The 13818-nt window shown below is 71.1% G+C and carries 10 protein-coding genes; 8 read left to right on the plus strand and 2 right to left on the minus strand.

The features are described 5' to 3' along the window. The first annotated feature begins 26 nt into the window (after positions 1–26). From ABZ642_RS21355 to ABZ642_RS21370, 4 genes are all read left to right on the plus strand, one after another. The gene (locus ABZ642_RS21355) at positions 27–2531 is read left to right on the plus strand and encodes a hypothetical protein (protein ID WP_360486140.1); all 2505 of its coding nucleotides are present in this window, start codon (positions 27–29) and stop codon (positions 2529–2531) included. 206 nt (positions 2532–2737) lie between these two features. Next, positions 2738–3061: a WXG100 family type VII secretion target gene (locus tag ABZ642_RS21360; RefSeq protein WP_351710677.1), complete on the plus strand. Its 324-nt coding sequence runs from the start codon at positions 2738–2740 to the stop codon at positions 3059–3061. Between the two features lie 65 nt (positions 3062–3126). Next, on the plus strand, positions 3127–3450 hold the full coding sequence (locus tag ABZ642_RS21365) for a WXG100 family type VII secretion target (RefSeq protein WP_360486143.1): 324 nt from the start codon (positions 3127–3129) through the stop codon (positions 3448–3450). Positions 3451–3500: 50 nt separating this feature from the next. After that, on the plus strand, positions 3501–4895 hold the full coding sequence (locus ABZ642_RS21370; RefSeq protein WP_360486146.1) for an EsaB/YukD family protein: 1395 nt from the start codon (positions 3501–3503) through the stop codon (positions 4893–4895). 149 nt (positions 4896–5044) lie between these two features. On the opposite strand, the gene ABZ642_RS21375 is transcribed toward ABZ642_RS21370, so the two are convergent. After that, positions 5045–5743 (minus strand): response regulator transcription factor, encoded by a 699-nt coding sequence (locus tag ABZ642_RS21375; RefSeq protein WP_360486149.1) that lies wholly within the window; start codon positions 5741–5743, stop codon positions 5045–5047. A gap of 256 nt (positions 5744–5999) precedes the next feature. On the opposite strand from ABZ642_RS21375, the gene ABZ642_RS21380 reads away from it, so the two are divergent. Both ABZ642_RS21380 and ABZ642_RS21385 read left to right on the plus strand, forming a co-directional pair. After that, positions 6000–6821 carry a hypothetical protein gene (locus tag ABZ642_RS21380; RefSeq protein ID WP_360486152.1) on the plus strand — a complete coding sequence of 274 codons (822 nt, stop codon included), beginning with the start codon at positions 6000–6002 and terminating at the stop codon, positions 6819–6821. Further along, complete coding sequence (locus tag ABZ642_RS21385) at positions 6818–9535, plus strand: right-handed parallel beta-helix repeat-containing protein (RefSeq protein WP_360486155.1); 2718 nt, start codon at positions 6818–6820, stop codon at positions 9533–9535. Before ABZ642_RS21380 ends, ABZ642_RS21385 begins: the two co-directional genes overlap by 4 nt. A gap of 83 nt (positions 9536–9618) precedes the next feature. Here the strand turns inward: ABZ642_RS21385 and ABZ642_RS21390 are convergent, their stop codons facing one another. Beyond that, positions 9619–10344, minus strand: coding sequence for a hypothetical protein (locus ABZ642_RS21390; RefSeq protein ID WP_360486158.1), 726 nt, complete (start codon positions 10342–10344; stop codon positions 9619–9621). Between the two features lie 203 nt (positions 10345–10547). Here ABZ642_RS21390 and ABZ642_RS21395 point away from each other — a divergent pair, with 203 nt between their 5' ends. Together ABZ642_RS21395 and ABZ642_RS21400 are read left to right on the plus strand one after the other, a co-directional pair. Continuing rightward, a complete protein-coding gene (locus ABZ642_RS21395) occupies positions 10548–13319 on the plus strand; it encodes a WXG100 family type VII secretion target (protein ID WP_360486161.1) in 2772 nt (923 codons plus the stop codon). Positions 13320–13333: 14 nt separating this feature from the next. Beyond that, positions 13334–13804 carry a WXG100 family type VII secretion target gene (locus ABZ642_RS21400; RefSeq protein ID WP_360486164.1) on the plus strand — a complete coding sequence of 157 codons (471 nt, stop codon included), beginning with the start codon at positions 13334–13336 and terminating at the stop codon, positions 13802–13804. The last annotated feature ends 14 nt before the right edge of the window (positions 13805–13818 follow it).

The following is a 13818-nucleotide window of genomic DNA, read 5'->3' on the forward strand; positions in this document are numbered from 1 at the left end:
CGATATCGACCCGAAAGTGAGCGGGGATGGCACTGGCAACCACCGGCGGAGCCACCGTGGGTGACCCGGCGGTACGCATCGAGGAGCACGACCGCCTGCTGGTGCTGCGTTCCGGCAGCCCCGTGCCGGCGGCCGATGCCGACGTCGACGATCTTGTGCGTGTGCTGCGCTGGGCCGGCGACCCGACGGTCACGCTGCTCTCCGACCCGGGGACCATGGCGCAGGCCGACTTCTGGCCCCGCCTGAGCGGACTGCTCGACTCGCTGCGCGCGTCCGGCCGTACCGCCGTCCGTCTGGCGATGGCGGGCACGGGCGGGGAACGCCCGGGCCACCCGGCGTTGGCCCGGCGGATCGCCGACGGCTGGGGCGTCACCGTGGAGGCTCCCGCCGCCGCGGTGCACGCCGTGCCCGCCGGCTCGCTGTACGCCCCCGGCGGATGGCTGGGGTTCGCCCCCGGTGCCGCTTCCCCGGTGCCGATCGGCGCGCGCTGCCCGCGACCCGCGTGGGAGGCCGCGCTCGACGCGGTTCCCGGACACACCGTGGGCGGGCACGTGATCGAGCGAATCCCCGCCGGCCTGTTGCTGCGGCCCGCGCGGGCGCCCGGCACGGTTGTGGGCGACCTCTACCACACCGTTCCGCTCGACCCCCGCCGGCTCACCGTGGTGGTGGGCGGCCTGCCGGGAGACGAGGTGGCGGCGGACGATGTCGCCGCTCTGCTGTCCGTCCTGCCCGAACCGGTGCGCGACGGCGTGCGGTTGGCGCCCGGCGGCCCCGGTGATCTGCTGCCGCTCGCCCAGCACGTGGCCGACCGGCTCGGCGCTCCGGTGGTGGCCGCCACCGGGCTGCCGCTGCTCACCGACGGCCCGTCGGGAGGCACCCGAGGTGTCCGCTCCGTCGTGCTCGGGGCGGACGGTGCCCCCCGCTGGCTGCCGTTCGTCCACGCCGCCGAGTGCCACCCCGATCGGGAACCCCGGCTGCTGGGCTGTGCGGCACCGCTCCCCGGCGCGGACGGCACGCCGGACGGCGCCGTCCGGCTCACCGACCGCTGGTGGGTGACGGTGACCCGGGCGGGGCTGTGGGTCGATGCGCACGGCGCCGTCCACCCGGGTGCGGGACTCGCGGTCGGCCCGGAGGGGCCGGTCGTCGAGGCCGGTGTCCCGGGGGAGCGGCCGGACCACTCGCTCTGGCCCGCGCTGGACCGCCTGCTCGGCTCGCTGCCGCCGCAGGTGTGCGCGAGCGCCACGCTCCAGGTGTACGGCGCCACCGCGGACGATGCTCCCGCACTGCGCGAACTGGCCATCCGCCACGGCGTGCGCACCCAGGCCGCCCCGGCCCCGGCACCGGCCGCGTCCGGCGGGGCCGAGGTCGTCCCGTACGCGCGCACCCCGGTCGCCGAAGTCGCACCAGCCGTGCCCCGCACCACGGCGGACCCGGCCGTGCCCCGCACCACGACCGGTCCGGTCGCTGCACCGGCCGTGCCCCGCACCGCCGCCGATCCCGTCGCCGCGCCGGATCTCGCCGGAGCCTGGGAGCATCTGATCCGGGGACGGGAGGAGATCGCGGCGCCCCGGCAACCGGTGGTCCCCGAGCCGCCCGCCGGGCCCGATCTCGACGAGGCGTGGGAGTACCTGAGCCGGCGGCCCACACCGGTCGACGCCTCCGCGGAGGGGCCGACAACCCGGCCGGCCCCGCCCCGCCCCGACGCCACCGAGCCGGTACGGCCGGCGCCCGCCCGGTCGTCCTTCCGCGCCGGCCACCGCAGCAGTCCCGCGGAGCACACGGCCCTGCGGCTGCTCGCCGGCCCGGCCTGGGAGCGGCACGCGCCGGCCGTCGCCCGAGCGCTCGGCAGGCTGCCGGCCATGGCCGACGCCGAACGGGAGGCCGCCGAAGCGGACCTGACGGCGCTTCGGCTCCACCTCGACGAGGCGGGCGGCCTGCTCGACCACCACGCGCTGGCCGCGGCCTGCCACGGCCGCGACGACCGGCTCCTGCCGTTCGCCGCCTGCCTGGTGTCGGCGCTGCGCCGGCTGCCGACGCACCGGGGCGCGGTCCTGCGCGGCGCGGGCTCCGCGCTGCCGCACGCGGAGGACCCGGAGAACGACCCGCTGCGCCCCGGCACCGTACTCCGGGACCGCGCCCCGCTCAGCGGCGTGCGCGCGGCCGGGGGAGCGGGCCGGCCGCCCGGCCCGTGCTACGCGATCTGGTCGGTGACCGGCCGGCTCGCCAGGCCGCTGTTCCACGCCCCCGACGGGCCCGAGGAAGTCCAGGAGGTGGTGTTCGCCCCCGGCACCCCCTTCATGATCCTCGACGTCAGGCGCGCCGGGCCGTCCTCGGTCGTCCTGCTGCGCGAACTGCCCGCCTCGGGCGGTGCACCGGCGTCCGCACCGGGCCAGGACACCAACGCCGAACTGGGCGAGGCCGACCGGGCCGCGCTCGCCGGCCTGGACGAGGCGCTGCGTGGCCGGGGCGGCCAGCCCGGCGGCGGAGGCTGGCCGGAGCGGTGCGCCGGCCCCGTGGGCGAGGGTCCCTGAACGCTCGTTCCTACGCGCATATGTGACGTCTTATCAAATCTCTTGCCATGCAGGGGACTTCCGACATGCCCCGGCGTCGCACCGCCCTGGACCGGGACGCCGTCCGGAGGTCCTCGGGGACACCGGAATGGGGATCTGTCGACCTCCCGCCGTCGCTGCGACGCTGAACTGGACCGGTATCAGGCCACCCGGAGAGGAGCAGTACGGTGACCGACTTCAAGGTGACACCGGAGCAGATTTCGCTGGCGGCGACGTCGTGCGACAGCACGGCCGCGGAGATCCAGGGGCAACTCTCGGACCTCAAGACCTACGTGGTCAACATGGAGGGCTGGTGGCAGGGCATCGCCCAGGACACCTTCCAGGCCCTCATGCAGGAGTACGACATCTACTCCCGCATGCTCCACGACGCGCTCACCGACATCGCCAGCGGGCTGCGCGGCAACTACGTCAACTACACCGACACCGAGCAGCAGAACATCACCTCGATCAACAACATCGAGGCCGGTCTGTCGAGCGCCAACCTCAGCTGACGCATCGTCAAACCATCCTTCACCGACCGTCCCACACGCCATCCGGCACCACCAGGGAGTGAATCATGGCAGGAAACGTCGACGGCGCGAACCTCATGGTCAAGGAGGAGCTCGCCGGCTCGGGCACGCACATCAACGGCGTCGCCCAGACCATCGCGGACGAGCTCCACGACCTCATCAACAAGCTCCAGCCGGTCCTCGCCGGCGGGGACTGGAACGGCGCCGCACAGCAGTACTTCGAGGGCCTGGAAGCGGAGTGGAACTACGCCGCCAACGGTCTCTTCGGCCCGGGCGGCGTGCTCGGCGAGATCGCCAACGCGATGCACGTCAACTGGAACAACTACTCCGAGGCCGAGTGGGCCAACTCCCGTACCTGGCAGCACCACTGACCGTCGCACCGGCGGCGGAACACCCCTGCATCCCCTGAGGAATCGTCATCGTGGATGAGCACTGCCGTATCACCGTCGTCGGCGAGCGCCGGAAGGTGGACCTCGCGGTCCCGGCCGGCGCCCCGATCGTGAGCTACGCCGACACCCTGGCGCGCCTGTGCGACCAGCGGGAGTCCGACATCATGCCGGCGGCCTGGACCCTGGGCGCGGCGACCGGGAGTGCCTTCGCCCCGGAGTGGTCGCTCTCGGAACTGGGCGTCACCGACGGACAGGTCCTCTACCTGCGCGATGCCACCGCCGACGAACTGGACGACCCGGTCGTGCACGACGTCGCCGAGCGGGTCGCCGAGGTCTCCGAGGGCGCCCTGGACCGCCGATGGGACGCCCGCTCCCGCACGTACACCCTGACCGCGCTCGCCCTGGGCTGGCTCGTCGCCACCCTCCTCGTGCTCGCCGCCCGGCACCGCACGGGCACCGGCGTCCTGCTCGACCTCGCGCCGGCCGCGGGGCTTGCCCTGCCCGTGCTGGCGTGGGTCGCGATGGAGCGCGGCTGGTCCGTCCCCGCGGCCCTGCGGATGACGATGGCCCTGTGCGCGGTGCCCGCGCTGGCCCTGTGCGCATGGTCCGCCGCCCTGGGCTACGGCACCGAACAGCTCGGTGTGGAAGGCGTCATGACGAGGACCGGGCTGGCCGTGGCGGCCCTGGCCTTCGGCGCGCTGCTCGGCGCCTTCCTCGCCGCCGTGGCGGCGCCGGCGGTGACCACCTCCGCCACCCTGTTCACGACCGCCGTCGCGGCGGTGCTCGGCATCGGCCTCGCGGCGCTGCGGGCCGGCGGGGTCCAGACGGCCAGCGTGGTCGCCGTGGTCGCGTTCGCCCTGCTCACCGTCGTGCCCTCGGCGGTCAGCGGCACGGTGGCCTTCACCTGGCGGCGGGTCAGGATGCGGGTGCAGGAGGAGCCCCGGGACGACGAGGTCGCCCACGCCGTACGCGCCGCGACCGTCCTGCTGGCGACCTGGAGCGGCGCCCTGAGCATGGTCCTCGGCGGCGGCCTGGTCGTCATGGCGGCCTCCGGCTCCCCCTACGCGAACCTCGCGGCCGGGCTGCTGGGGCTCGCGGTCCTGCTGCGCGCCGGGTCGGCTCGGCTGGTCGCCGAGGTGGTGCCGCTGCTGGTGGCCGGTACGGCCGGGCTGTTCACCCTGCTGATCACCGGCCCGGAGCGCTTCGGCTCGGGGAGCTGGCTGGGGCCCGTGTGCAGCGCCCTGACCGGGGCCGTGCTCCTGGTCTACGGATTCCGGCGCATGATGCGCCGCCCGGACCTGCCGGCGATGGCACGGCCGCGGTGGCTGGCCGGCTTCGGCTCGGTACTGGCCGGCGGCAGTGTCGCTCTGGCGGTGGCGACGTTCGGCGCGTTCGGCGCCATCGTCAGCCTGGGGCACCACATCTGACGGAGCGTCATCACGATGTGACCGTACGACTGCGACCGCCGACCCGCACGAGGCTGTGCGAGTCGGCGGTTCGGCGGGGCTTCACAACGCGGGTCTCCACGACGGGACTTCACGACGGAACTTCACGACGGGAAGGACGTGGCGCGATGTCAGGCGGCGGAGGAGTACCCGGCGGGGGAGAAGCCGCCGGCGAGCGCGGGGCTGCGGAACTCGTCCTCCTGGAGCAGGCCGAGTTCGATCGCCTTGCGGGTGAGGTCCGCCTTGTTGCGGACGTTCAGCTTGTTCCTGATCCGCTTCACGTAGGTGCTGACCGTGGCCTCCGTCAGCCCCATCCGCCGGGCGATCTGACCGTGCGTCAGCCCCGTGGCCAGCAGCCGCAACGCCTCCCGCTCCCGGTGGGCGAGGGCCGGGGAGGGAGTGCCGGCGGGCAGCCGCAGCTCGTGGTGGAGCCGGGTGGCGAGGCCGGGCGCGATGTGCAGACCGCCCAGCGCGACCGTCTCCACCGCGCGCAGCAGCTCCTGCTCGCCCGCCTGCTTGCCGACACAGCCGTAGGCCCCGGCGCGCAGCGCGTCGGTCACCGGCTGCCAGCCCGCGAAGTCGGCGACCACCAGCACCCGTCCACACTTCGTGAGGGCGGCGACGGTCTTGGCGAGCGACGGTCCGGGCTGCGGCGGAGCGCCGTAGACGACGACGTCCAGGCGCTGCGCGTCGGCTTCCGGCAGCTGCGCGGGGTCCGCGGCCAGCGCGACCACCCGCAGCAGGGAGCTGCCGGAGAGCAGGGTCTCCAGACCCAGGCGCACGAGGCTGTGCTGCTCGACAACGGCGATCTGAGAAATCTGGGGGGACATTGCGCTCCTGCCATTGTCAGGTTCGGTGAGTTCCTGAGTAAGAACGTAGCCGCCGCGTCAGCCCCCATCTCCGCTCCGGGCCCCGTGAGAGAAAACACGTGAACCTGCCCGTGACCTCGTACGTAACTCAAGTTGGGTGCCCTGCGGCCGAGTAGCCCACCCGTGCACCCGCACCACGGCATTCATCCGGCCGTCCCATTCCCTTTGCCTTTCGCAGGATTATTCAGACACTCAACATCGAGGGGTGCTTTCCCGCATGATTGATGAGGACTGGCGCGAGTTCTCCTCCGCATTCGCCGAATCAGTGCGGCCGGAGGACCCGCGAGGCCGGACCGGCAAGCGCATGCTCGTGGTGAGCGTCTCCACGCTCCTCGCCGTCGCCCTCGGCGCGCTGGTGTACGGCGCGCTCGGGGGCCCTGCCTTCGCACTGCCCAGTGAGGTCAAACCCATCGTCCCCAGCCCGGACGCCACGCCCTACCAGGCCGGCGGCCAGAGCTCGGGACAGACCTGGAAGGCCATCGCGGGCCCCGACTGCGCGGCGAGCAGTGACGGTTCGACCAGCTTCGCCGCCTACGGCTACTCCACCGGGACCGACGCGGACGGCACCACCGCCTGGACCCAGTCGGACAGCGGCGCTTACACCGGCGAGGCCTGCACCGGCGGCTACCTCTCCATGCCGGTCTCCGGCAAGGCGAGCGCCTTCGACGCGAGCCGGTACGCCCTGTGGAAGTACGACTTCAGCTCCCGCTTCACCGTCGCGTCCTGCCGGATCTCCAGCTTCGTGCCCACCAACTCCTCCCGCACCCTGGTCGGCGGCTCGCCCGCGTACTTCTACTACTACGGAGACGACTACGCCGCCGGCGCCGAGACGGACAAGCAGCCCAAGGCGCTCGGCGGCTTCATGGTCGACCAGGTCGGCAAGAAGCAACAGGGCCGGTGGTTCACCTCGCCCTCGTTCACCGTCCGGACCGGCCGGGTGACCGTCAAGCTCGTGGACGCCGGTGCCGAGAGCGCCGACGCGGCCGAGGGTGTCCATGTCGCCGCCGCGCAGGTGCGGCTCACCTGCACCTCGACGTGACGGCCGGGCTGCGCGTCGCCCCCCGCGGCTGGGGCACGTACAAGACCATCGTCGCCGCCGTCCGCGAAGCCCCCGAAGGGGCCGTGATCTCCGTCCAGCCCGGCACCTACACCGAGAGCGTCGTCCTGGACCGCGACATCACGCTCGCCGCGGAGAAGGGCCGCGGCACGGTGAAGATCGTCGCCGGTGGCCACGGCCCGGCGCTCACTGTGCAGAGCCCCGGCGGCCGGGTGCAGGGCCTGGTCCTCGAAGGACGTGGCAAGGAACCCGCCGTCCTCGTCACCGCCGGCGCGGTGGAGATCTCCGGCTGCGAGATCACCGGCGGCGGCGCCCGGGTCACCGGCACCGCCACACCCGTCTTCCGGGACTGCGAACTCCACCACACCGGCGACATCGGCCTCTGTCTCGTCGGAGACAGCCGCGCCGTGGTCGAGAACACCGGCATCAGCGACGTGGACGCCGTCGGCATCCTGGTGGACCACGGCGCGGCCCCCACCCTCACCCGGGTCTCGGTGACCCGCACCGGCGGCCACGGCATCCGGATCACCGGCGCGGCCCGCGCCACCCTGGAGCTGTGCGCCGTGACCCACACCGGGGCGGCCGCCGTCGCCGTGGACGACAGCGCCCGGCCCGTGCTGCGCACCTGCCGGATCGGGGACAGCGAGGCCGGGGGAGTCGTCATCACCGGCGACGCCGGGGCCGACACCGCACCCGACGACGACTCTGCCGGTGAAGCGCCGTCCGCCGGCGGCGAGTTCGGGGTCGCCCTGCGCGGCTGCGAGATCGCCCGCACCGGCCGGGACGCGGTGCATGTCACCGGCCGCGCGGTCGCCTCCCTCATCGACTGCCGGATCAGCGACATCCGTGCGGCCGGCGTCGTCGCCACCGGGGCCGGCCGGCTGCGGCTGCACGACACCACCACCACCGACACCACCGGTTCCGGCCTCGCGGCCGGCGGCGAGGCTCAGGTGGAGGTACGCGGGGGAGCCTTCACCCGTTCCGGCGCCAACGGCGTCTATGCGGCCGACACTTCACGGCTCAGCCTCGTCGACTGCGCGGTCACCGTCTCCGCCTTCACCGGCGTTCACGCGGGCGACGGCAGCCGGGTGACCCTCCACGACAGCCGGGTCCAGGGCACCCCGGAACACGGACTGCGCAGTGTGGGCCAGGCGATGCTGACCCTCACCGACACCAAGATCGACGACGCCGAGCTGTGCGGCATCGAGGTGGACGGCGGCGACCTCTCCGCCCGTGGCTGCCGGATCACCAAGGCCTCCACCGGCATCGCCCTGCGTACCGAACACCGCCCGCTCGTCGACGACTGCTCCGTCAGCTCCTGCTCCGGCGTCGGCATCGACATCGGCGCCGGCACCGCCGCCCTCGTCGTCGACACCCGCGTCACCGGCACCGGTGCCGCCGGGGTCTTCGTCCGCGAGGGCGCCGGCGCCTGGCTGACCGACTGCTCCATCACCGACACCAAGGGCACCGGCCTCGTCGTCCAGGCGAAGGCCACGCCCCGGGTCCGCGGCACCACCGTCACCGGCACCGCGAAGAACGGCCTCTACATCGCCGACAACGCCGCCGGCCGCTTCGAGGACTGCGACATCAGCGCCAGCGGCTTCCCCGCCGTCTACGTCGGCAGCGCGGCGACACCGCTCCTGCGCGGCTGCTGTATCCACGACACCGACGAGGACCTCAAACTCGCCGACGGCGCCGACCCGGTGATGGAACGCTGCCGCGTCGACGACGTGAAGATCAGCACGATGCCGGAAGAGGCGCTCGGTGGCGAACCGGTGCCCGCTCCGGGCGCCGGGGCGCTCGCGGTGGCACCGGGCGGGCGGGCCGGCGGCCCCCCGACACCGGACGCCAAGAGCACGGGAACCCGGCAGACCCGCGCCGAGAGCCTCTCCGAGGTGCTGGCCGAACTCGACGACCTGATCGGCCTGGAGAGCGTCAAACAGGACGTCAGCACCATGGTCAAGGTCATGCAGCTGGTCCGTCGGCGCACCGAGGCCGGCCTCGCCGCCCCGCCGCTCAGCCGCCACCTGGTCTTCGCCGGCAACCCCGGCACCGGCAAGACGACGGTGGCGCGCCTGTACGGCCGTATCCTCGCCGCCCTCGGACTGCTCTCCCGCGGCCACCTCGTCGAGGCCGACCGCGGATCCCTGGTCGGCGAGTACGTCGGCCACACCGCGCCCAAGACCACCGCCGTCTTCAAACGCGCCCTCGGCGGCGTCCTGTTCATCGACGAGGCCTACGCGCTCACCCCGGCCGGTCAGGGCAACGACTACGGCCGGGAAGCCATCGCCACCCTGGTCAAACTCATGGAGGACCACCGTGACGACGTCGTCGTCATCGTGGCCGGCTACCCCGACGAGATGGAACGCTTCGTCGACATCAACCCGGGCCTGGCCTCCCGTTTCACCCGCACCCTGATGTTCGACGACTACGGCAGCGAGGAGTTGGGCCGCATCGTCGAGTTCCACGCGGCCAAGCACGAGTACGAGCTGCCGGACGACACCCGCGAGGCCCTGCTCGGCTACTTCGGCGACCTGGTCCGCGACGACCGCTTCGGCAACGGCCGCACCGCCCGCCAGATCTTCCAGCGCATGACGGAACGGCACGCGCAGCGGGTCGTGGAACTGGTGGAGCCGACCACGGACGACCTGGTGACCCTGCTTCCCGGCGACCTGCCTGCCGTCGCCGTGGAGTGAGGTACCGGCAGGCAGCACAGGGCACACGGAACGGCGCCCGGCCGAGAAGTCGGCCGGGCGCCGTTCGACAGGCGCCGTTCGTGCTAGATCGCCGAGGACGACTCCGTGTCACTTATCTGCACCGCCGGCTGAGCGGTTGTCGGATCCGTCATGGACGACTTCGCGTCCGTGGCCGCGTAGGTCTGGCCGGCGTTGTTCAGCAACGCGGTGAAGCTGCCCATCAGTTCGATGCCGCCGGCACCGTCCTGCATGACCTTCGTCAGCTGCGGGTTGATCGCCTCGGCGAACTGGGCACCGCTCTCGGCGAGTTCGTCCGGGACCCAGCGCGTCAACCGGCCGCCGTACTCAATGTGACCATTGTCCTGGCCGAACAGATTGGGGTCGTCGATGGCGGCCTGCACCTTGGTCCGTAGCGTTTCGTACGCGCTCGTCACGTTCGAGACGGCATCGAGGAAGGTCTGCTCCGCGGCCCGCAGCGCGCCCAGGTCGATCGAGAAGGCGTTGGTGTCCGGAAGCGGGGGTGGACTGTCGCCCGACCCGCCTCCCGGCCCGGTGGGCACCAGGTCGGGGGACGTGGTGTAGGCCATGCTCAGCTTCGGCATGGTCACCATCTCGTCCGGCGGTTCGTCGTCGTCCGAGTCGTCGGACGGGTCGGTCGTCGCCGTGACTCCATAGATCTCGGAGTAGGTTTCGGCCGCGTCTTCCTGGTCGCCGTGATCGCTCGCGTCCGGGTCCACGTTCGGTACCCAGGGGTCGCTCTGGTATTGCGATGCGTGCGGGCTTACGTCGTCGCTGTCGCTGTCGCCCATGGGACACCCCGCATTCTTCGGTCATCGGCCTTCTGATCGGCCTTTCCATGGTGCCGGGATATCGAGCGCCGCTCGACGTCCTCATTCCAGGACGTCCCCCTGGTCAGGAACAAGGATCTACGAAATCTCCTGCCATTCCACGAGCCTTAACGTGCGGACACATATGAAGTCGCCGGCGGGGCGGGGAGAGGAGAAGGGGCGATATGACCGACGCGCACACCGACGGCGAGGCGTTGATCTCCCTGGACCGGGGGCTGTTCGAACCCGCGACCGTGTCGACGGACCAGGAGAGTCAGTCGCCGGATGCATCGGATGCACCGGATTCCGGGAGTTCCACTCTGGCGGAACCGGTGGTCGACGGTCACGGTTCTTTTCCCGACGCGCCCGGTCAATCGCCTGACGGCAGCCAACTGATCGACCTGGACAGGTCATTCTTCGCCCGGGCGACCGGCGAGACAGATGCGACAGCCAACCCCGGCGATGAAGACCATGCGGACCATGGAGTTCACGAGAGCCATACGCCACCGGATCACACGGACGCGGGCAACAGGGTGTGGGTCCGCGACAACACCCGGCCCGATCACGGCACTTCGCAGCCTGAGCCGACGTCCACCGCGAACGAGGGCGAGACCCATTCGGCCGAGTCCACGTCACCACAACCGGATGCGACGACGACCGCCACGGGCGCCGGCGGCACAGATCCCGGCCAGCAGGCACCGGACGACCAGCCCCTCACCGAACGCACCATCGACGGGGAGCATGTCCTGGGCTCCGACACCCAGGACGGCGGCTGGATCTCCCAGGACGGGACGGTCTACGTCTCCGGCGACGGCACGGTGGAGCACGGCTTGACGGCACCGGACGGCGCGTTTCTGGCACATGGCGAAGTGCAGCAGATCGACGGTCAGGCCGTTTACGGCACGCGGTTGGATGACGGGTCGTTCCTGTCGGAGGACGGGACGACGATGGTCACGGCCGGTGGGGTGGTCGAGCACGGGCAGACGACGTCGGACGGGCAGTTCGTCACGGAGCGGGTTGTCGATGGCCAGGATCTGTGGGGTTCGGACACCCAGGACGGTGGCTGGATCTCCCAGGACGGGACGGTCTACGTCTCCGGTGATGGTGCGGTGGAGCACGGCCTGACGGCGCCTGATGGTGCGTTTCTGGCGAATGGTGAAGTGCGCACTGTTGATGGTGCGGAGGTGTATGGGACGCAGCTGGATGACGGGTCGTTCTTGTCGGAGGACGGGACGACGATGGTCACGGCCGGCGGCGTCGTGGAGCATGGGCAGACCACGTCGGACGGGCAGTTCCTGACCGAGCGGACCGTCGACGGTCAGGGTCTGTGGGGTTCGGACACCCAGGACGGTGGGTGGGTTTCGCAGGACGGGACGGTCTATGTCTCGAGTGAGGGCGAGATCGAGCATGGGCTGACGGCGCCGGACGGTTCGTTTCTGGCGAACGGCGAGGTCCAGCAGATCGATGGGCAGACGGTTTATGGAACGCAGTTGGATGACGGGTCGTTTCTGTCGGAGGACGGGACGACGATGGTCACCGCCGACGGCGTTGTCGAACACGGGGAGATCTCGTCCGACGGGCAGTTCCTGACCGAGCGGGCCGTCGACGGTCAGACTCTGCTGGGCTCGGACACCCAGGACGGTGGGTGGATCTCCGAGGACGGGACCGTCTATGTCTCGGCGGACGGTGAGGTCGAGCACGGGCAGACCTCGTCGGACGGATCGTTCGTGGCAGACGGCGAAGCGTCCAGTGCGGACGGCACGACAACGGTCACGGATGACGGCACCACGACGGTCGCGGACGACGGTACGACCACGGTCTCGGATGACGGCGCCACGACGGTCGCGGACGACGGTACGACCACCGTCGCTGATGACGGTTCCGCCGATGGCCAGACGACCGCGTCGGACTCGGTCGAGGTGACCGGCTCGGACGAGTCCGAGGAGTCGACGTCGGACAGCACTTCCTCGCTCACCGCGCGAACCGTCGGGGGGCAGACGCTGCTGGGCACCGGTACCCAGGACGGCGGCTGGATCTCCCAGGACGGCACGGTTTACGTCTCCCCCACGGGTGAGGTCGCGAACGGGCTGACCTCGTCGGACGGATCGTTCCTGCCGAACGGCGAGGTGCGGACCGTCAACGGTCAGCAGGTGTACGGAAGCGTCCTGAGTGACGGCACGTGGGTGTCGGAGGACGGCACGGTCGAGATCCAGCCCGACGGCACGATCCTGAACGGACAGACCACGGCGGACGGGCAGTTCCTCGTCTCACGGACCGTCGACGGCCAGACGCTGCTGGGGAGCGCCACCCAGGACGGCGGCTGGATCTCCCAGGACGGCGCCGTCTACGTCTCGGCGGACGGTGAGGTCGAGCACGGCATCAGCACTCCCGACGGCAGTTTCCTGAAGGACGGGGTGACCAGGACCCTGCCCGACGGCACGGTTCTCTACGGCTACATGTCGGGCGGCGACTTCTACTCCTCCGACGGGACCACCGTCGTCCTGGCGGACGGCACCGTGCTCACCGGCACCCTCGACACCCAGACCGGCATCTTCACCGCGTCCAACGGCTCCACCTACCTCGTCACCGACAACGGAATCGACAGCGCCACCCTGCAGAGCGACGGCTCCTATGTGCTCGCCGACGGCACGACGGTGATGACCCCCGGAGCCTGGACCGTCGACATCGGTCAGTTGGGTGAGTCCATCACCCTGGTCCGGAACCGGGCCGATGTGATCGAGGACAACATCAACACCATCCAGGATCAGTATCGCGTCGTCGAGGACGCCTGGAAGGGCCCCGCCGGAAATTCGTTCAGCGATATCTCCACCCAGGTCAACAAAGTCATGAGAGACCTCCAGGATCTCCTCACCGACATGATCGAGCGCATGATGACGAGCAAGGAGAACTACATCTCCGCCGAGAACGCCAATGTCTCCAATTCGCAGGGCTCCTGAGGAGGTATCAGCCAATGTCGCACATTCCCCACGACTACAACGCCGTCACGCTCTCGGTGGATCCGAACAGTCTCACCGCCGCCTGCGACCAGGTGTCCTCGGCCGGTCAGAACATCAGTGACGCGCTCGCCGACATCATGAACTCCCTGAGCGAACTGCGGCTTTCCTGGACCGGAGACGCGGCGGACGTCGCCAACGATTTCAATACCCGCTGGACGACGGTGACGGAACAGCTCTACGGCACGCAGGCGGAGCCCTCCAAGGGCGTCCTCAACATCCTGACCTCGGGCATCGCCAAGGCCGCGCAGAATTACGCGAACTGCGAGGGCGCCATCAAGGCGATGTTCGAGCAGTTCCACACCGGGATAGTGCAGGCCGGCAGTGGCTCGGCCTCCTCCGGTTCGCCGACCGACGTGGTGGACCAGCCGAGCGGCGCGCCGGACAAGAACTACCACACCACCGCGGTCAACGAAACCGGATTCTGAGGTAGCCCCCGATC

Origin of the sequence: Streptomyces sp. NPDC007157, assembly GCF_040634235.1 — a bacterium.
Taxonomy (GTDB): Bacteria; Actinomycetota; Actinomycetes; order Streptomycetales; family Streptomycetaceae; genus Streptomyces.